This window comes from Marinicella pacifica (assembly GCF_014636635.1).
GTDB classification, from domain to species: domain Bacteria; phylum Pseudomonadota; class Gammaproteobacteria; order Xanthomonadales; family Marinicellaceae; genus Marinicella; species Marinicella pacifica.
Genome location: NZ_BMEO01000009.1, coordinates 37,589 through 55,653 on the forward strand (window position 1 = coordinate 37,589; position 18,065 = coordinate 55,653).

The window sequence follows — 18,065 nt, forward strand, 5'->3', positions numbered from 1 at the left end:
CACCAACGGCTGACATGCTTTTTAGGTGTAATTACAGGACATGGCTTTTTTAGTCAACCTTCAAAGACTGAAAATAACTTCACTAAGTGGAATCTCAGGCCAACTTTGTTGGCCGGTAACTTGTGCTTCGCTTCTTACAGCTCCGCTGTAAACCGCAAAAGACAATGATTTTATGAGTCAGCTGCTGATGCGTTCGCGCACCAATGGCTGACATGTTTTTAAGTGTAATTATGGAGCATGGCTTTTTTAGTCATCTTTCAAAGTCTTAAGATAACTTCACTGAGTAAAATCTCAGGCCAACTTTGTTGGCAGGTAATTTGCCTTTCGCTTCTTACGACTACGTCGCCAAATATAATTGTATGGCGCAAAAGAAAATGATTTTATGAGTCAGCTGCTGATGCGCTTCGCGCACCAACGGCTGACATGCTTTTAAGTTTCGTTAAGGCCTCTATCTCTTTTAATCGTCTTTCCGAATTACAGTTAACTTAAATAAGTGAAATCTCAGGCCAACTTTGTTGGCCGGTAAATGTCTTTCGCTTCTTACGACTGCGTCGCCAAATATAATTGTATGGCGCAAAAGACAATGATTTTATGAGTCAGCTGCTGATGCGCTAAAGCGCACCAATGGCTGACATGTTTTTGGTGTAATTAAGGGACTTCTATTCTTTTAATCGTATTTCATAATTAAACTTTACTCATGATTGCCGATTCAATACAAATAATGACCTACTTGTTATAATAAGCATTTATTATTAACCGGATTATTTTTCCATGGGTTGTTGCGAAACAGAATCGGTTTTATCGGCACAGAATGACCGGCAGAAACGCACTTTAATTGCTGTTTTAATCATCAATGCCCTGATGTTTGCGGTAATTGTTGTCGCTTCCTGGTGGGCCGGGTCTTCGGCGTTGTTTGCCGATGCATTTGATAATCTGGGTGATGCGATCACCTATGCGGTCAGTTTATACGCGGTCGGTCGTTCCAATACGGCGAAAGCCAAAGTGGCTGTTTTTAAAGGCGGGTTGATTTTATTGGGTGGTTTGCTGATTTTGGGTCAGGTTACTTATAAATTATTTAATCCGGCGGTGCCTATTTTTGAATTGATGGGTGTGTTTAGTTTGGTTGCATTAACAGCCAATGCCCTGTGCCTGTTATTGCTTAGTAAGCACCGCCATGAAGATGTCAATATGTCTTCAGTGTGGGCGTGTTCACGCAATGATATTGTGGCTAATTTATCGGTGTTTGTTGCCGCCGGATTGGTTTGGATGACTCAATCGGGCTGGCCGGATTTACTGGTGGCATTTTTATTGGCTGTCTATCTTTTGCGTTCCGGTTTGGAGGTGATTAACCATGCCCGTGAAAACCTGAAACCCAGTTGCAGTCACTAACATGCATATACCTCCGGACTATGCGGTCAAAGATCATTCGGTGTTCACCGCCTTTATGCAACATCACCCCTTTGCCCAGCTGGTGTGCGCCACCGAAACTTTTCCGGTCATTAACCACGTGCCTTTGTTGTATGATGACGAACGCAACTGCCTGTGGGGACACCTGGCTAAAAACAACCCGGATTTAACCTACCTGAATAATTCACCGGTCAGCGTGGTGTTCACCGGTCCACATGGCTATATTTCACCTGACTGGTATGAAAAACCGGGGGTACCCACCTGGAATTATCAGGCACTTCATGTTGGCGGAACGTGTCACACTGAAACATCTGAATCAATCATTAAAAAAGTCGTTGATAAACTTTCGAACCATCACCAAACCCTGATGGGGTTCAGCTGGGACGGCAATTACAAGCCGAGCATGCTTTCTGCCATTGTCGCCATCAGAATTGAAATCCGGTCAATACAATGCCAGTTTAAACTCAGCCAGGACCGCTCAACCAATGATCAGCAAAATATCATCAATGCACTGAAAAAAAATGGCCAAATTCAGCTTGCCAAAACCATGAATAAAATCCTTAATCATTAGCGGTATATTCATAACTAATTGCGAATGGCATGGTGATTCACATTGAGATGGTTTTTCTCTTAAAATTGAAGCTATAGTGGTTCCACGGGCTGTTTTAATTGAGGAACTCTTTGATTTCAGCGGCTTGTGATCTCGCGTCGGCGTAGCCCAGGTCGATGAGGGCGCCGGTGTATTCGGGTTCGAACAACAGGTAGCTGGGCATGCGCCAGTCTTTGCCCCAGCCGCCAATCATTTTCAACAGGGTACGCACAGGTCCGGGAATCTCGGGGGCATATTGGGCGGTTATTTCCCGGACATCGCGACTGGGTTTGATCACCAGCGTGTTGATGGGTCGCAGACTGTACTCTTCGCGTTTTTCCGGCGCAATCAGCTTTAGTGTCCGGTTAATGCGTTGCAGTCGGGACAGATCCGCCATCAGCATATCCATAAAAATGGTGTCCAGTAAATAACCGCCCAAATGACCCATACTTGGGTATTCGGTGACTTTACGCGGCGTTTCAATGGGGGACTCATCCCGGGTACCAATCACAAGAATACGATCTGCACCGAGATGAATCGCCGGTGATAAGGGTGCGGTCATGCGCAAGCCGCCATCACCGTAATGTTCATAGCCAATACGTTGTGCCGGAAATAAAAAAGGCAAAGCGGTGGATGCCAACACATGGTTCACCGTAATGCGCTCTCGCAACCCCACCCGTCGCGTGCGCTGCCAGGGATTAATGGCCTGATTGCCCTGGAAAAAACATTTGGCCATGGCGGTGTCATAAGACGATGCGGTGATCGATAAGCCGGTGAGAAACCCCTCATCAATGGCCTCTTGAATTTGTGCCAATTTTAATTCACGTTGCAATAATTGCTGTAACGGCGTGTTATCCAGTAATGATTTCGGTGGCTGCAAACCCAAACGGCCAAAAAATAACGACCCCACAACCCGTGCCATGGTTTTAAACACACAGCGGGCATCGGTGCGGTAAACATCATCACAATGGATATTTCGCCAAAAATACTCCAGCCGTTTAGCGCCATATCTCTGTCGCCTGGCATGCGAAGCCATCACCGTGGCATTAATGGCGCCTGCCGAAGTACCGTTGATAATGGGAAAACGAAAGCCTGTGGGCATCATATCCATAATGGCTTTTAATACACCCACCTGGTAAGCACCACGGGCACCACCGCCCGGCAGCATCAGGGCAGTGGCCGGAACATGTATGGGTTTTTGTCTGGTTATCTTCAATGCATGAGATGGTTTAATAAACACTTCATTATAATCAAGAACCGGCTATATTAAAATGCAGTGTGTTTTGTAAAAAGTGTCCTGTTTGTGTATTCTTAAAGCTTATGAACAAATTAACCATCACCCTCATTCAAACAGAACTTCATTGGCATAACCCTGAAGCCAATCGATCCCATTTTGCCACGCTTATTAAAGACATCAAAACATCCACCGATGTCATCATTCTACCGGAAATGTTTACAACCGGCTTTACCATGGCCACGGTTGAGAATGCAGAACCTGAATCTGGTGAAACGCTCCACTGGATGCAACAACAAGCCACTCAGAATAAAGCCGTCATCACCGGCAGTTTAATCATTGAACAACACGGCCACTTCTACAATCGCATGTATTGGGTTGAACCCAATGGTGATTTTCAAAGTTATGATAAAAAACACCTTTTCACCTACGCCGATGAGCACCATCATTTCACCGCCGGCCGTGAACGATTAATCATTGAATACAAAGGCTGGCGAATTTGCCCTTTGATTTGCTATGACCTGCGCTTTCCGGTGTGGTCGCGCAATGACGTGGATTTTGATCTGCTCATTTATATTGCCAACTGGCCGGCAGCACGTCGTGAAGCCTGGCAAAGCCTGCTCAAAGCCCGCGCCATAGAGAATATGGCTTATGTGGCCGGCGTCAATCGCATCGGTTCAGATGGAAACGACCTGAAATATGCCGGAGATTCAACCGTCTATAATGCCATTGGCGAACCCATGTCCGCGCCAGACAGACAGACGCCGTTTGTGAAAACACTGACACTTTGCAATGACACCCTGCAACAACAGAGAAGTCATTTTGGGTTTCTCAACGACAGGGACAACTTTATCTTAAAATAAGCGGGTCTTTTAACGCTATTTTCAGGCCTGATTTGTTACTCTGTTTATTTAATTTAAAGGAGTCCAAAGATGAGCCAAGTAAATTTTAAAAACAACCCTGTTCACCTCAATGCCGAGCAACCTCAGGTCGGACAACAAGCCCCCAACTTCCAACTCACGGGTGCCGATTTATCCGAAGTCAGTCTGGATAATTTTAAAGGCCAACGGGTGGTTTTAAATGTCGCGCCGAGCGTCGACACCGATGTCTGCGCCCAGCAACTGCGCACCTTTAATCAAAAAGCCGCCGATATGGACAATACCGCTGTAGTGTTTACATCCATGGATTTACCTTTTGCCTATAAGCGCTTTTGTGCCGCCGAAGGCATTGACAATGTGGTGACTGCCTCCGATTTTAAAAACAGAAGCATCGCCCAAAACTACGGCTTAGAAATGCGCGATGGACCTTTAGCCGGTCTCACCGCCCGCGCTGTGTTCGTACTGGATGAAAACCACAACATCATCCACCGTGAAGTGGTCGATGAAGTGACCAACGAACCAAACTACGAAGCGGCCTTGCAGGCACTAAAACAATAACCACTCCATAAAGACAAAAAAAGCGGACACCCAAAAAGGTCTCCGCTTTTTTTATGCCCAAATCAACCTTATAACAGAACTTGTCACAATGCTGCCGTACTGTAACGTATAATAAAGGCATGAAGAAAGATGCGCTTGACCGCCTGATTGAAAAAAACCAAAAACAAAAAAGTATTGAATCTAAAGAATCAAATTCTGCAATCAAAAACACCGTTTTGGGTATTGTTTTTTTCTTTACCCTAATTCCTGTCGCTTATTGGATAGTACAAGATCATGTGACATTTTTTAATCACCAACTGTGGGGTGTTAGTAAAATAATTTGGCTAATAGGTCTGTTGTGTTTATCACTTATTGGCTTAGTCAATATTTTTACGACATTATCCTTTATTCCGGTCATTAGACTGTGTTGGCCGTACAGAAAAAAATTGTGGTTGGCACAAAAATGGCGCCCGATTCATTTAGTCCTGATGCTGATTCGACTAATAATTCCAGTTCTGATTATTTATCTGATACTCTTTTTTACTCAATTTATGCGTAACACCGGTAACGCAATATCGACCATTGTGGCTACATGGCACGAAATAGCCATTTATATTACCTTTCTATTGACCTCTGCTGTAATGATCTATTTAGCAGTCTTAATAATTTTCACCTTCATTCATTATTTTAAATTGCTGTACCGTTTATATACCAACGAACAAGCCATGACTCAGCATTTTAGTCACCAACCCAAAAATGATGATTGGATTTAACCTAATTTTTTATTATTCAGATAGCAAGGAGTACTGCTGAGCAGCACTCCAACGGTTTATTATAGCTCAGCAACAAATTGAATAAATTCCCGGGCTTTTCGGGTTAGTTCATCTTTAGTCTCTATGCTGTGCTCTTCACTGTAAATCACCAAAGCCGTGCGGGCATCGACCAGTTGCAAGGTTAATGCATTGTTATCAAGTTTGCTTTCAATAAACCAACGCACCCCAAATTCATGACTGAAATAAGGATAAGGATTGCCTTTATGGGCATAAAAGGCATGGTCTGATAAATAATTCAGATCATCTGTTTTTAACACCGCCTGTTGTAAAGCGGCATCGACAGCCCAGTTCGGCTGCGTTGTTTCTGTCGGTAAAATAACCAAAGCCACCGGCTCGGATTTAAACTGCCAGTATAAAAAGCCATAAACCAGACCCACCGCCAAAATAAACAAAGCGATATAGCCTGACAGCGTTCTCAACAGCGTTCTCAGCCAGTTGCTTTTATATTGATTATCGGCTGATAATGGCCTTACCACCGGTTGCCAGCTGTAACCGAACTTGGGTCGGGTTTTAATCAAAGTTGAATAGGTAGATAACGGCTTTAGCTGCGATCTTAAATCGGCGATGGCCCGGGTTAAGGCATCGTCACTGACCACTTGATTCGGCCAAACCTGATCGAATATCTGCTGCCGTGTCACTGTATTACCGGCGTGTTTAATGAGCACCATCAAAACCCGCATATTCACAGGGCTCAACCGAATGCTTTGCTTGCCCTGACGGACTTCGCCTGAATTCGGACAAATCAATAAATCGGCAGATAGGTACTTAACTGGTTTATTCATAACGCTCAGTTTAGCATTTTATTTTATTCATTTAACATGCCCTCAGACATTGCTCAGACTTTACTCAGGCGGTTAATATTCCCGTAGACCATAATAAAAAGCCTTAGATTCAAGGAACAACCATGAAAAAATTACTTAAAGCGTTATTTATCCTTATCGGCATGATGGCCATGCTGTTTGTTATCGCCGTTATTGTTAACCTCTCGGTGTTCGATGAAGAACTCTTACCTGAAGTCCAGGCGATTAAAGACATCAAAGCCAAACCTTATCAAGCGGATAATGCTTATCCGGCATTAATCGCGCTGAGTTATTATCCAGAGTCATCGTATCAATCGGCCACCCAAAAGATTCGCCAACAACTTAATGATAACATCACTGAACAGGGCTATGACTATCTGAATCACCAGGATGAAGAACAGCTTGAAAAGCACAAGCTCGATGCACAACAACTCAGGAAGTTAACGCGATGCCATACCCGTAAAGAAAAAAACTGTGTGACAAAATATGTGACAAACCTGTCCAATCAACCCATCACCAACCCCCACAGCCAAATCATTCTGGGTCGCTACAGAGCATTAATCGAATACCCAAACTACCAGGAAGCCACACAGCTAACATTTGACTCACCCATTCCGGCCTATTCCCCGTTACTCAGTGCGCAACGGGTGCTGTTATTAAATGAATGGCTTGATAACCCAACGGACTTTATACCTTTACTCAGCAAAGATTTGGCTTTTTGGCGCATGATCCTGCAAAACAATAACCTGCTCATCACCAAAATGATTGCCATTGCCGCCATCCATAATGAAATTCAAATTCTGGCCTATGCCCTTCAATCCGGTGATTTAAGCAAAAAACAATTACTTAACATTCAACCTCATATCAGTCCTTTAAATCAGCAAGAAGGTGATTTTATGAAACCCATTGAATTTGAAATTAAATATGCTATGAGTACTTTTTACAGTGCGTTAAATGAATCCAGTGATGTTATTGATCGTTGGTTTTATCAGCCTCTTTATCAACCTCAAGCCACAATCAACCAATACTACTTAGCAAATATAAAACTCACCAAAGAATTAAACAACTTAGACAGCCCAGCTTTCTACGATGCTTATCAAGCTGATGAATGGCCGTATAAACCCGAATTTAAATCACCCATTAGCTTATATAATCCAAGCGGAAAATTACTGATTAAATACAGTGTTGGCAACTACCAGGATTATTTCGCACGAGTGCACGATCTAAACGCCATGCTGGTCTTACTAAACCTACGCATCGAACTGGCCTTACACAACGACCAGAATATCAGCACCGTGGTTAATAACTCAATCTATAAAAACCCTTACACCCTGGAACCTTTTGATTACGATGCTGAAGCGAATACCATCGGCTTTGACTGTCTGGATAAAACGTCTGTTTGTGAGATTGCTTTGTAATTTTCCACACCCCAATCGATAATTTCTTACAAAGTGAATCGATAATCACGACAGATTTTTTCGCTGTTTTTGGTTAGGCTTTGACTTTGTTTTGATGAAGTGATGGTATGAAGAAATTAGCGGTGGTTTTATCGCGGGCAGAATTTGGGGTGGCGGCGCCGCAGGTTCGGGTTGAGGTGCATATTTCGCGTGGTTTGCCGAGTTTGTCGATTGTCGGTATGCCGGAAACCGCTGTGAAGGAATCCAAAGACCGGGTGCGGGCGGCGATTATGAACAGTGGCTTTGAATTTCCGCCGCACCGGATTACCATTAATCTCTCACCGGCAGATATTCCCAAAGGTGGCGGGCGTTATGATTTGCCGATTGCTTTGGGCGTTCTGGCGGCGTCAGAGCAAATCAGTCCGGATCGGCTTGAACGCACGGAGTTTGTCGGTGAACTGGCTTTAGGCGGACAATTGCGGGGGATTCGGGGTATTTTACCGGTGGTGAGTGCGGTTTCACAGGCGAATCGGCGTTTGGTGGTGCCGGGTCGTAATGCCGCTGAAGCGGCTTTGGTTCAATCCTGTGAATGTTTGGCGGCTGATTCTTTGCATCAGGTCTGTGAATGGCTGTGTGGTGACCGTGAATTGCCGAGTGCCCATGAACGACAAGACAGGTCATCAAAGCCCGGTGCGCAAAAACCAATCGGCGATTTAAGTGAAGTCAAAGGCCAGGAACAAGCCAAGCGGGCACTGATTATTGCGGCGGCCGGCGGCCATAATCTTTTGTTTTACGGCCCGCCGGGCACCGGTAAAACCATGCTCGCCAGTCGTTTGCCGGGGATTTTACCCACCTTAACCGAAACCCAAAGTCTGGAAACCGCTAAAGTGGCATCCATCAGCAGCGCTGGCTTTGATCCCAGCAATTGGGGAATCCCGCCTTACCGTTCTCCACACCACACCGCTTCGGCTGCAGCTTTGGTCGGTGGGGGCTCACAACCAATGCCCGGAGAAATTTCATTAGCCCAGAACGGCGTTTTATTTTTGGATGAATTGCCGGAGTTTTCGCGGCATGTTTTGGAGGTGTTGCGAGAGCCATTAGAGTCGGGGAAAATCGTTATTTCCCGAGCTGCCCGAAGTGCAGAATTTCCGGCACGGTTTCAATTATTGGCGAGTCTGAATCCGTGTCCTTGTGGCTATTTGGGCGATGAAGACCGACCGTGTCAATGCAGTCTGGGGCAGATTCAACATTACCGAACTAAAATATCGGGGCCTTTACTGGATCGCATTGATTTACAGGTTGAGGTTCCGCGGGTGCCGCATAAGGTGTTAAGAAATACAAAAACTTCAGGTTTAACTTCACAACAAGCGCGTTCTTTAGTGATGAAAGCACGAACACAACAGCTTAAGCGTAATGGTGGTCTGACCAATGCGCAGTTGCAGGGTCGGCAGATTGAGGATTTGATTCCATTGTCTGCCGTATTATTGGATTTCTTAGAGCAGGTTGTGGAACGGTTGCGCTTATCGGCACGGGCTTACCACCGCATTATCAAGGTGGCCCGCACCATTGCTGATTTAAAACAGTCAGATGAAGTGTGCCAAAGTCACTTATCCGAAGCCGTGGCATATCGGGGGTTTGATCGGGAAGATTATTGTTAAAACGCAATAATTGCCAGGAGGTGCTGGCTTTCAGCCCCCAAGCCGTTATAATACGCGGCTTTTAGTCACAGGAACAAAACCATGACCTTAAAAGACCTGCCGGTGGGCTCGGATGCGCCTCATGATATCAATGTGGTGATTGAGATTCCCCGCAACAGCGACGCCATTAAATACGAAGTCGATAAAGAATCCGGTATGCTGACCGTGGATCGAGTGCTTAATACTGCCATGCATTATCCCTGTAATTACGGATTTGTACCCCACACTTTGTGCGGTGACGGTGATCCGGTGGATGTGTTGGTTGTAATGCCTTTGCCATTGTTGCCCGGTTCCGTGATTAAATGCCGCCCGGTGGGTGTGCTTAAAATGACCGATGAAAGCGGTGAAGACGCCAAAATTATCGCCGTCCCCACGTCCAAAATCAGTGGTTTATACCGCCATGTGGCAGATGTTCGCGATATTAACGAAGTCACGCTGGATACCATTGCCCATTTCTTTGAACATTATAAAGATCTGGAAAAGGGCAAATGGGTCAAAATCGAAGGCTGGGGTGGCGTTGAAGAGGCCAAACAGGAGATTCGTGAGGCCATTGATAATTTTAATAATTTAAAAGACAAGCCAAATTTCTAATTATTGCATCTATGCACCGCCCTTGGCCAGAAGGGGTTTTGGGCGGTTTTTTTCAAGGACGTTGTTTTTGTTGCTTTGGTTTTTGCTGAATGGCATCAGCCAAACGACGTGGGGCATTGTCAAATCCACCGTTACTCATACATATCACTTCGTCGCCGGGTTCAACAGTGTCCCTGATTTGGCTGATCAGGGCTTCCACAGAATCCACTATGGTGGCTTTTTGTTTAAGCTTTTCCAGCACCAGTTCATCCCATTGCATATCCGGATAGACCATCACAAAAGCCTGATCGGCTGTTCCCAGCGCTTTGGGTAACTGTCGGGAATGGACACCGGCCCGCATGGAATTACTGCGCGGTTCGACTACAGCAATCAGTCGGCCATGGACATGTGGGCGCCGTCCAGATAAAGTGGTTTCAATGGCGGTGGGGTGGTGGGCAAAGTCATCAAACACCCGCACTCCGCCGGACTCACCAACCAATTCCATGCGGCGTTTGACATTCTCATAGCGACAAAGGGAATCGGCTGCAGCGGCAATCGAGACACCGGCACGGGTGGCGGCCAAAATCGCTGCCAGGGCATTCATCTGGTTGTGTTTGCCGGACACGTTCCAACGCACTTCAGCCAGTTGGTCGGTGCTGTTTTGAATACTGAAATGACTCGGATTGTCGCCCAATGGCATGACCCAGAAATCAGCATGCGGGCCACTGCCAAAACTGACCAAATCCGTCCAACAACCCATATCCAAAACGGTCTTTACATGCGGGTCATCGGCATTGACAATGATTTCGCCGTTACCCGGTACGGTCCGCACCAAATGATGAAACTGGGTCTGGATGGCAGTCAAATCAGGATAGATATCGGCATGGTCATACTCGAGGTTATTTAGAATCAGCACATCGCTGTGATAATGCACAAATTTAGCCCGCTTATCAAAAAAAGCACTGTCATATTCATCGGCTTCTATCACAAAATGCGCACTGTCAGTAAGCCTGGCGGATGAATCAAAATGGGGGCTGACGCCACCGATTAAAAACCCCGGGTCAATGCCCTGGTCGGTTAATATCCAGGCCAACATAGAGGCGGTGGTGGTTTTGCCGTGGGTACCGGCCACCGCATATACGGTTTTGTGTTTTAACACCGTTTCGCCCAACCATTGCGGGCCGGATTGGTAATTCAGATTTTCATTGAGTATATACTCAACCGCTTCCATGCCACGAGACATCACATTACCCACCAGTACCAAATCAGGTTGAGAATGTAAGGGTGTGTTGTCATAGCCTTCATGTACGTTAATGGCCATTTGTTCCAATTGGGTGCTCATAGGCGGGTATATTTTTTGATCACTGCCTGTCACATCATGACCCAGCTGACGGGCAATCGCTGCCAAGCCACCCATAAATGTTCCACCGATACCCAGGATATGAATTTTCATTGATTCAAGGCACAAAAAGAGAGCATTTTAACAGAAAGCCTGACGCAAGGTTGAACATAAAAAAACCGGCTGTTTTAATCACAGCCGGTCAAAAGTTAAATCATAACACTGTTTATTCTTCTTCAATATCTTCCGGTTCAACGTCCGGTAAAATTATTTCTACGCGTCTGTTTCTTTGGCGCCCTTCAGCAGTATCATTAGTGGCCACCGGAAATTCAAAAGCCAGACCTTCGGTTTCAATGCGATCAGACTCAATACCGTTATTGGTTAAATAATCTTTGACCGATTCAGCCCGTTGTTCAGACAATTTTAAATTATATTCTTTACTGCCAACGTTATCAGTATGGCCTTCGACAATCACCTGTTGATTCGGATTATCTTTAAGGGCTTTTACCAATGGCTCTAAATTACGCACCGATCCGGGTTTCAAATCAGATTTATTAAACTCAAACAACACATCACCTAAAGTAATCACCAAACCCCGTTCAGTTTGTTTGGCCTGCAATTCAGACAGCTGGTTTTGCAAACTGTTCATGGCGGCTTTTGCGGCGGCGGCTTCAGCTTGTGCCGCTTCCGCTCTGGCGGCTTCTGCTTCGGCACGGGCTTTGGCTTTTTCGGCTTCCGTCATGGCTGATTCGGCAGCAACTTGGGCTTGTTTTTTCAAGCGCTCCGCTTCGGCACGAGCTGCATCGGCTTCTGCTTTAGCTTGCATCGCCGCATCGCGCATTTGTTGTGCTTCCTGGGCTTGTGCCATGGCTTGCGCGCGTTGTTGTTCGGCCATCATCGCACTTTGCTTGGCGCGTTCGGCGCGGTTTTCAGCCATTTCAGCCTCCAAAGTACGTGATTCAAGGACCAAACGACTTTGTTCATCCGCCAGTGCCTTGCGTTCATCGTTATAGTAACGCTCTTGTGCACTATATTTAGCCAATTCTATCAGCCGATCGGTGGCGTAAATGGCATATTCATAAGCCTGATCGTCCATTTTCTTGGGACGGTTTTCAACGGTTTTTAAAGCGTTTTGAGCCCGCTTTAATTCTTCACCGCCACGAGAAGCCAATTCAGGGTTGGCCAACAGATCAGACATGCGGTTTTGTAACGCTTCCACACGAGGGTCAGGCTCCGGTGTGGATGCACAGGACGCGAGTAACGCCACAAAGCTCAAAAGTAGTGAAATTTTCATCATGTATTTTACAGTCTGTTTCATTGTCCACTCCGTTTACGTTGTAATTCATTGCGCAGTAAATCCACCGCCTGACGTAAATCTGTGTATGCTTTTTCGGCTTTCATGGCATCAGATTTAGCGGCCGCCACTTCAGCGTCGCGTTGTGATTTCTTGGCGGCAATTTCAGCTTCAGTCCAATCCCGTTTATCCAGGTCGATTTTGGCCTGGTTGAGGTTATCCCGTGCCGATTTCATTAAATAAACGGCGTATTGCATTCCGTTGGAGCGTTCGGCGGATTCAATCAACACTTCGGCTTGGTTGATGGCCTTATTGGCTGCATCTCTGTCGGCCAAAGCCGGCATGGAAAGCAGCAAAAACAAGGTGCTTAAGCTTAATAATTTAAAATTCATAAGTCCTCTCTTTACAATTGAAATTAGAACCTCGCCCGACTGGTGGTAGGGAGTGAATTGCGTTAAATTCACCAACCGGGCGAGGGGATAACAATATTATGGATGAATGAGGCTTTTAAAACCACATATTTTAATCAAGCCGCGACTGCCATTCTTCAACAGCTTGCTCGGCTTTTTCTTTATTATATCCATAGCGCTCTTGCAAGCGACCGACTAATTTTTCTTGTTTACCGGCTATCACATCTAAATCGTCATTAGTGAGTTTTCCCCACTTAACTTGTGCTTCACCTTTAAACTGGCTCCATTTACCTTCAATAATATCCCAATTCATTTTATTTTCTCCTCAGTTTGAATGAGTAAATATTGTAAAGAACAGTGGATAAATAAATTGTAAACGGAATGTTAAAAGAATGATAAATCAAAGACTTACCTCGCCCTCGAAACACGGTTGATGATAAATTACGAGATGAATCGAATTCAGACTGCTTTGGGGTTTTTATCCTGCTCCAGGTTTTTCAGTTTCTTTAAGGTTTCCTGATATCCCAAATCAAAAATCTCATCCGCTGAATCTTTTTTCAAAAAGCTATATTTTCGCAAGGCCGTGGGGGCAATAATTAAATCACAGTCCGAAAACTTTTTAATCGAGGCCTGGGCTCTGAGAATGGTAAAGGCCCGCTGGGTCACCGACATGGTTGAATTAAGACTGTCGGCCTGCGCCGATTCCAAGGGACTGACAAACACACCCACCGATTGCTCACAATAAATCGATAACGGCTCGGTCGGAAAATTATTGGTGATACCACCGTCACTATAAAGCACGCCATCAATCTCAACCGGCGTCATAATCCCCGGAAAAGCACCGGACGCCAGCAGTGGTTTAATTAACGGTCCATCATAAAAAATTCGTGCCTGTCCTGAAATCATGTTGGTGGCGACAATAAACAGACGTTTCTTTAAAGTCGAAAAACTGTCATCGGGAAAATATTCTTTAAAGTCATCATAAAATTTATCGGTATCAATCATCCCCGGTTTTAATAAGGTGTATTTTTTAAATGAGAACAAATCGAGTTCTTTAAAAAAAGTCAGCATCTCTTGCCAGGAATAACCGGCAGCGTACAAAGACGCCACCAGTGCACCGGCACTGGTACCGGAAATTGTGGTCGGATGAATATCCATTTCCTCTAAGGCTTTAATGGCACCAATATGGGCAATACCTAAAAATCCGCCGCCGGATAAGACTAAACCGACAGGTGCTTTTAAGGGCATTATAATCTCCTGTGTAATAACATTTTTTTATAAAAGCTCATTATTTCCACATGCGTGATAAGACGTTTTGTTTAGTGGATGATTTTTGATGAACATAGGTCATAAAAATATGACCGATGATAAGCAACAACAGAACCCAGCCAAGTTCGCCATGAAAGTCACTGCCTAAATCAAGCATCCACTGAATTTTCTCACCTTCAAAACCGGGAAACACCGTTATCCCGAACAGTTCAAACGTGCGGCCTGAACCGTATTGTCTGAGCAGTGCCACAACGGGTATGATTACAATTAACAGATATATGGTTATATGGCCCAGCTTGGCGAGCAGGCTGACGGATTGCGGCCGGTTTGTCCGGTTTATAAAATACCACAGCAATCGCAACACCATCAGCGCCAGTAAAATCACCCCCAAAGGTTTATGTGTTGGCCAGAAAAATGCTTCAACGGCGGTGTCTTCAAAAAAGAAATGGGCGCTTGCACTCAGAAATTGCCACAAGATAAGTACCGCAATGCCCCAATGAAAGACCCTGGTCACTATGCCGTAATGTTCAGTGTTGTCTGTTAACGCCATTGATTACCTCCGATTTTGATGATAAATGCTGTTAAGATTAGTGTAATATATCATATCTTTTTGACGCAGTAATAACACTTATGCGGTTTGATCCCAGTAAGGCTGATCACCAAAGCGTTGAGCCAGAAAATCAATTAAATGCCGGCAGCGTTGTGATAAGAACCGATTTTTTGGATAAACCGCATAGGCATTCAAGGTGGGTAATAGATAATCTTCTAGCACAGGAACCAGTTCTCCGGAGGCTAATTTCTGGTGGGCTATAAAGGTAGGAATGTAAATTATGCCATGACCTCTGGCGGCCATATCGACTAAAAAGCTTCCATTGGAGGCCATTATTTTTGAATTCATTTCGATGCGATGCTTTTGGCCTTGAGCATTCGTTAAATGAACTGTATTCTGTCTGCTGAGACTGTATTGTAAAAATTCAAACTGCGCTAAATGTTCCGGTTTTTCAGGGACACCCTTTTTATCGAGATAGTCAGGGCTGGCACACAGTACAAAACGAATCAGGGCCAATCGCTTCGCTTGATAACTGGAATCTTGTAATTCACTGATACGAATGGCCAGTTCATAACCCTCCTCGACTAAATCCACTTGTCGGTCAGAAAAATCCAGTTCAAATTTTAGCTTCGGATGTTTACAGGCAAACTCATGAAGGGCGTCGGTGAGGTGCATCAGGCCAAATGTGTGCGGTGCGGTCATTTTAAGTGTACCTTCAATACGGGTCGGCGCCCCACCGGCTTGTTCATTTAAGGCATCGACTTCGTTCAGGATGCTGTTGGCGCGCTCGTAGTACAGCTCGCCCGCTTCTGTGAGATTCGATTGTCGGGTTGTACGGCTGATTAACTGGCTGCCCAGACGGGTTTCCAGGTCTTTCAACCGTCGACTGACCGCTGATTTGGCGGTATTCAGTTGTTCGGCGGCCTTAGTGATACTGCCGGACTCTACAATCCGCACAAACATCGCCATATCTTCTAATTGTCCCATTTAATTGACCTCTTATTGTTCTAAATATATGAACTGTATTTTGTGATTATTGCCATTTATCCTTTTTTAGTCAACATTTATAATGGCAACATTGATTAACTATATGGAGAAAACAATGAATAAATTACAAAATTTTAGTGCACCCGTTGGTCGTATTTTTTTAGCGGCTATTTTTATTATGTCAGGCTTAGGCAAAATAACCAACTATGCCGGCACCCAAGGTTATATGGACGCCATGGGTGTACCCGGTGTTATGCTGCCGCTGGTGATTATCCTTGAAGTCCTCGGTGGCATCGCTATTGTGGCGGGCTATAAAGCGCGGATTGTGGCGTTTTTAATGGCCGGTTTCAGCATCCTTTCCGCGATTATATTTCATGCTGATTTTGGTGATCAAACCCAGCTGAATATGTTTTTGAAAAACATCGCCATCGCCGGTGGTTTCTTTTTGATTGTGGCGCACGGTGCCGGTGCTTATGCGCTGGATAATCGTCAGACTGAGATCAGTCAATAAGCATAGGAGTTCATATGAAAACCATATATCATGCAGCCGACTCCCGTGGTCATGCCGACCACGGCTGGCTGAAAAGTAAACACACTTTCAGCTTTGCCAATTATTACAACCCGGAGCGTATGGGCTTTGGTGCCCTGCGCGTCCTCAACGATGATTATGTCATCGGTGGCCAGGGTTTTGGCAAGCACCCGCATCGCGATATGGAAATTATCAGCATTCCCTTGTCGGGGAAACTCCGTCATGGGGATGATATGGGCAACCAGGGCATCATTGAAGCCGGTGAAATCCAGGTGATGTCTGCCGGCACCGGCATCACCCACAGTGAAATGAACGGCGATGCCAAAGATCCGGTGAAATTTTTACAAATATGGGTCATCCCCCATACAAAGAACGTCAAACCACGTTATCAACAGCTGCCTCTGGCTGACATGATGCAGCCTAATGAATTTAATCAGGTGTTGTCTCCTAATCCGGATGATGCGGGGGTATGGATTCATCAAAACGCCTGGTTTAGTTTGGGTGATTTTGATCAAGACGTCAGCAAAACCTATCAGCTACATGATACGAATAACGGCGTTTATGTGTTTGTAATCAAAGGTCAGGTGGATATTAATGGTCAAACCCTGAATACCCGTGATGGTTTAGGCATTCAAGACACCGCAGAATTCACCATGAACGTGGCCCAAGATGCCCATGTGTTACTGATGGAAGTGCCCATGCGTTTGTAAGCAAAGATTGAGCCTGGACCAGGTAGTTACAAGCAAACAATTTTAAATTAAAGAGAGGTTAATGATGACAGTTAAAACCCTAAAACCACGAATGGCTGATGTCGGCGGTATTTCCATCGCCCGGTTATTACCCAATTTAGGCAAGCAACCGATTGGCGCCTGGTGCTTTTTAGACCATGCCGGCCCGGCTAATTTTGATGATCAAGACCCGGGCATGCAGGTCGGCAGACACCCGCACACCAACTTGCAAACCTTCTCCTGGATGATATCCGGTGAAGTGTTGCACAAAGACAGTTTGGGTAACGAACAAGTGATTACCAAAAACCAAGTTAACTTAATGACCGCCGGCACCGGATTAGAACAAGGCATCAGCCACACCGAACAAAGTGTGTTTGCCGATACCGGCGGTTCTGCCGATGCTGAACGTAATATCAATTTGGTGCAGCTCTGGATTGCGCTGCCGAAGGACCAAAAGATCGAACGCAGCTTTCATCATTACCCTAAAGTGCCCAATTGGACAGAAAACAATGTTGAACTGTACTTAACCACAGGCAGCTATACGACTGCAGCCGGTGAAAGCCATACCGCACCGACGCTACAGTATTCAAAGCTGGTGGGTATTGATGTGCATTTTTTACAAGACGACAAGCTCACATTAAACCTTGAGTCCGGCTTTGAATATGGGCTTTTGGTGGTGGAAGGTGCTTTTAAATATGACGGACAACAATTGAATCAAAACGAATTACTGCGTTTTGATGAAAGCGATATCAGCGATCCAGAAGGCATCACAATCAGCGCTGAAAAAGGCACCCGATTAATGTTTATTGGCGGCGAGCCACTGAAGCAAAAAGTACTGCTGTGGTGGAATTTCGTTGACGATAATAAGGCGGATATCGAACAATCCATCAGTGACTGGAATGCGGGACATGCGCGTTTTGGCGATGTCGATTCTGACCTGAAAAGACTGTCCGCACCGCCTTTACCCAAAGGATTTAAGGGTTAAAGACGCGCATACAATTTATTTTGAATTACACA

Annotated in this window: 20 protein-coding genes; 11 read left to right on the forward strand and 9 right to left on the reverse strand. The window is 45.3% G+C overall.

All coding sequences use genetic code 11. The features are described from left to right. Positions 1–771 precede the first annotated feature (771 nt). Both IEV16_RS10105 and IEV16_RS10110 read left to right on the forward strand, forming a co-directional pair. Positions 772–1,389, forward strand: a complete 618-nt coding sequence (locus IEV16_RS10105; protein WP_188365585.1) for a cation efflux transmembrane domain-containing protein — start codon at positions 772–774, stop codon at positions 1,387–1,389. Position 1,390: 1 nt separating this feature from the next. Then, a complete protein-coding gene (locus IEV16_RS10110; RefSeq protein ID WP_188365586.1) occupies positions 1,391–1,978 on the forward strand; it encodes an FMN-binding negative transcriptional regulator in 588 nt (195 codons plus the stop codon). 94 nt (positions 1,979–2,072) lie between these two features. Here IEV16_RS10110 and IEV16_RS10115 read toward each other — a convergent pair whose 3' ends face one another. Beyond that, the gene (locus tag IEV16_RS10115) at positions 2,073–3,212 is read right to left on the reverse strand and encodes a patatin-like phospholipase family protein (RefSeq protein ID WP_229728317.1); all 1,140 of its coding nucleotides are present in this window, start codon (positions 3,210–3,212) and stop codon (positions 2,073–2,075) included. A gap of 104 nt (positions 3,213–3,316) precedes the next feature. Between IEV16_RS10115 and IEV16_RS10120 the strand changes: the two genes are divergently transcribed. From IEV16_RS10120 to IEV16_RS10130, 3 genes are all read left to right on the forward strand, one after another. Further along, positions 3,317–4,093, forward strand: a complete 777-nt coding sequence (locus IEV16_RS10120) for an amidohydrolase (RefSeq protein WP_188365587.1) — start codon at positions 3,317–3,319, stop codon at positions 4,091–4,093. 69 nt (positions 4,094–4,162) lie between these two features. Beyond that, the gene (gene tpx / locus IEV16_RS10125; protein WP_188365588.1) at positions 4,163–4,666 is read left to right on the forward strand and encodes a thiol peroxidase; all 504 of its coding nucleotides are present in this window, start codon (positions 4,163–4,165) and stop codon (positions 4,664–4,666) included. Between the two features lie 119 nt (positions 4,667–4,785). Next, positions 4,786–5,418, forward strand: a complete 633-nt coding sequence (locus tag IEV16_RS10130; protein ID WP_188365589.1) for a hypothetical protein — start codon at positions 4,786–4,788, stop codon at positions 5,416–5,418. A 59-nt stretch (positions 5,419–5,477) separates the two neighbouring features. Here IEV16_RS10130 and IEV16_RS10135 read toward each other — a convergent pair whose 3' ends face one another. Then, on the reverse strand, positions 5,478–6,260 hold the full coding sequence (locus IEV16_RS10135; RefSeq protein ID WP_188365590.1) for a winged helix-turn-helix domain-containing protein: 783 nt from the start codon (positions 6,258–6,260) through the stop codon (positions 5,478–5,480). Between the two features lie 122 nt (positions 6,261–6,382). On the opposite strand from IEV16_RS10135, the gene IEV16_RS10140 reads away from it, so the two are divergent. The 3 genes from IEV16_RS10140 (at position 6,383) to ppa (ending at position 9,963) form a co-directional block, all read left to right on the forward strand. Next, positions 6,383–7,696: a hypothetical protein gene (locus IEV16_RS10140; protein ID WP_188365591.1), complete on the forward strand. Its 1,314-nt coding sequence runs from the start codon at positions 6,383–6,385 to the stop codon at positions 7,694–7,696. 107 nt (positions 7,697–7,803) lie between these two features. Further along, the gene (locus tag IEV16_RS10145; protein WP_188365592.1) at positions 7,804–9,333 is read left to right on the forward strand and encodes a YifB family Mg chelatase-like AAA ATPase; all 1,530 of its coding nucleotides are present in this window, start codon (positions 7,804–7,806) and stop codon (positions 9,331–9,333) included. Positions 9,334–9,414: 81 nt separating this feature from the next. Further along, on the forward strand, positions 9,415–9,963 hold the full coding sequence (gene ppa / locus IEV16_RS10150; protein ID WP_188365593.1) for an inorganic diphosphatase: 549 nt from the start codon (positions 9,415–9,417) through the stop codon (positions 9,961–9,963). A gap of 52 nt (positions 9,964–10,015) precedes the next feature. Here ppa and mpl read toward each other — a convergent pair whose 3' ends face one another. The 7 genes from mpl to IEV16_RS10185 all read right to left on the reverse strand — a co-directional run bounded on the left by mpl (position 10,016) and on the right by IEV16_RS10185 (position 15,791). Then, the gene (mpl, locus tag IEV16_RS10155; protein WP_188365594.1) at positions 10,016–11,395 is read right to left on the reverse strand and encodes a UDP-N-acetylmuramate:L-alanyl-gamma-D-glutamyl-meso-diaminopimelate ligase; all 1,380 of its coding nucleotides are present in this window, start codon (positions 11,393–11,395) and stop codon (positions 10,016–10,018) included. Between the two features lie 112 nt (positions 11,396–11,507). After that, positions 11,508–12,599: an OmpA family protein gene (locus IEV16_RS10160; RefSeq protein ID WP_188365595.1), complete on the reverse strand. Its 1,092-nt coding sequence runs from the start codon at positions 12,597–12,599 to the stop codon at positions 11,508–11,510. Continuing rightward, positions 12,596–12,967: a DUF4398 domain-containing protein gene (locus IEV16_RS10165; protein WP_188365596.1), complete on the reverse strand. Its 372-nt coding sequence runs from the start codon at positions 12,965–12,967 to the stop codon at positions 12,596–12,598. Before IEV16_RS10165 ends, IEV16_RS10160 begins: the two co-directional genes overlap by 4 nt. A 130-nt stretch (positions 12,968–13,097) precedes the next feature. Continuing rightward, entirely contained in the window at positions 13,098–13,298 is a 201-nt protein-coding gene (locus IEV16_RS10170; RefSeq protein ID WP_188365597.1) for a CsbD family protein, read from the reverse strand. A gap of 146 nt (positions 13,299–13,444) precedes the next feature. Beyond that, positions 13,445–14,233 carry a patatin-like phospholipase family protein gene (locus tag IEV16_RS10175; RefSeq protein WP_188365598.1) on the reverse strand — a complete coding sequence of 263 codons (789 nt, stop codon included), beginning with the start codon at positions 14,231–14,233 and terminating at the stop codon, positions 13,445–13,447. Positions 14,234–14,273: 40 nt separating this feature from the next. Beyond that, the gene (locus IEV16_RS10180) at positions 14,274–14,804 is read right to left on the reverse strand and encodes a cytochrome b (protein ID WP_188365599.1); all 531 of its coding nucleotides are present in this window, start codon (positions 14,802–14,804) and stop codon (positions 14,274–14,276) included. Between the two features lie 78 nt (positions 14,805–14,882). Beyond that, positions 14,883–15,791, reverse strand: coding sequence for a LysR family transcriptional regulator (locus tag IEV16_RS10185; RefSeq protein WP_188365600.1), 909 nt, complete (start codon positions 15,789–15,791; stop codon positions 14,883–14,885). Positions 15,792–15,873: 82 nt separating this feature from the next. Here IEV16_RS10185 and IEV16_RS10190 point away from each other — a divergent pair, with 82 nt between their 5' ends. From IEV16_RS10190 to IEV16_RS10200, 3 genes are all read left to right on the forward strand, one after another. After that, the gene (locus tag IEV16_RS10190) at positions 15,874–16,302 is read left to right on the forward strand and encodes a DoxX family protein (RefSeq protein ID WP_188365601.1); all 429 of its coding nucleotides are present in this window, start codon (positions 15,874–15,876) and stop codon (positions 16,300–16,302) included. Positions 16,303–16,316: 14 nt separating this feature from the next. Next, complete coding sequence (locus tag IEV16_RS10195) at positions 16,317–17,030, forward strand: pirin family protein (RefSeq protein WP_188365602.1); 714 nt, start codon at positions 16,317–16,319, stop codon at positions 17,028–17,030. Between the two features lie 61 nt (positions 17,031–17,091). Beyond that, positions 17,092–18,033 carry a pirin family protein gene (locus IEV16_RS10200; RefSeq protein WP_229728319.1) on the forward strand — a complete coding sequence of 314 codons (942 nt, stop codon included), beginning with the start codon at positions 17,092–17,094 and terminating at the stop codon, positions 18,031–18,033. Positions 18,034–18,065: the final 32 nt, after the last annotated feature.

What these genes read in the sequence shown, in the direction of transcription:
- IEV16_RS10105 (WP_188365585.1), top strand. Translation starts at nt 772, where the DNA reads ATGGGTTGTTGCGAAACAGAATCGGTTTTATCGGCACAGAATGACCGG.
- IEV16_RS10110 (WP_188365586.1), top strand. Translation starts at nt 1,391, where the DNA reads ATGCATATACCTCCGGACTATGCGGTCAAAGATCATTCGGTGTTCACC.
- IEV16_RS10120 (WP_188365587.1), top strand. Translation starts at nt 3,317, where the DNA reads ATGAACAAATTAACCATCACCCTCATTCAAACAGAACTTCATTGGCAT.
- tpx (WP_188365588.1), top strand. Translation starts at nt 4,163, where the DNA reads ATGAGCCAAGTAAATTTTAAAAACAACCCTGTTCACCTCAATGCCGAG.
- IEV16_RS10130 (WP_188365589.1), top strand. Translation starts at nt 4,786, where the DNA reads ATGAAGAAAGATGCGCTTGACCGCCTGATTGAAAAAAACCAAAAACAA.
- IEV16_RS10135 (WP_188365590.1), bottom strand. Translation starts at nt 6,260, where the DNA reads ATGAATAAACCAGTTAAGTACCTATCTGCCGATTTATTGATTTGTCCG.
- IEV16_RS10140 (WP_188365591.1), top strand. Translation starts at nt 6,383, where the DNA reads ATGAAAAAATTACTTAAAGCGTTATTTATCCTTATCGGCATGATGGCC.
- IEV16_RS10145 (WP_188365592.1), top strand. Translation starts at nt 7,804, where the DNA reads ATGAAGAAATTAGCGGTGGTTTTATCGCGGGCAGAATTTGGGGTGGCG.
- ppa (WP_188365593.1), top strand. Translation starts at nt 9,415, where the DNA reads ATGACCTTAAAAGACCTGCCGGTGGGCTCGGATGCGCCTCATGATATC.
- mpl (WP_188365594.1), bottom strand. Translation starts at nt 11,395, where the DNA reads ATGAAAATTCATATCCTGGGTATCGGTGGAACATTTATGGGTGGCTTG.
- IEV16_RS10160 (WP_188365595.1), bottom strand. Translation starts at nt 12,599, where the DNA reads ATGAAACAGACTGTAAAATACATGATGAAAATTTCACTACTTTTGAGC.
- IEV16_RS10165 (WP_188365596.1), bottom strand. Translation starts at nt 12,967, where the DNA reads ATGAATTTTAAATTATTAAGCTTAAGCACCTTGTTTTTGCTGCTTTCC.
- IEV16_RS10170 (WP_188365597.1), bottom strand. Translation starts at nt 13,298, where the DNA reads ATGAATTGGGATATTATTGAAGGTAAATGGAGCCAGTTTAAAGGTGAA.
- IEV16_RS10175 (WP_188365598.1), bottom strand. Translation starts at nt 14,233, where the DNA reads ATGCCCTTAAAAGCACCTGTCGGTTTAGTCTTATCCGGCGGCGGATTT.
- IEV16_RS10180 (WP_188365599.1), bottom strand. Translation starts at nt 14,804, where the DNA reads ATGGCGTTAACAGACAACACTGAACATTACGGCATAGTGACCAGGGTC.
- IEV16_RS10185 (WP_188365600.1), bottom strand. Translation starts at nt 15,791, where the DNA reads ATGGGACAATTAGAAGATATGGCGATGTTTGTGCGGATTGTAGAGTCC.
- IEV16_RS10190 (WP_188365601.1), top strand. Translation starts at nt 15,874, where the DNA reads ATGGCAACATTGATTAACTATATGGAGAAAACAATGAATAAATTACAA.
- IEV16_RS10195 (WP_188365602.1), top strand. Translation starts at nt 16,317, where the DNA reads ATGAAAACCATATATCATGCAGCCGACTCCCGTGGTCATGCCGACCAC.
- IEV16_RS10200 (WP_229728319.1), top strand. Translation starts at nt 17,092, where the DNA reads ATGATGACAGTTAAAACCCTAAAACCACGAATGGCTGATGTCGGCGGT.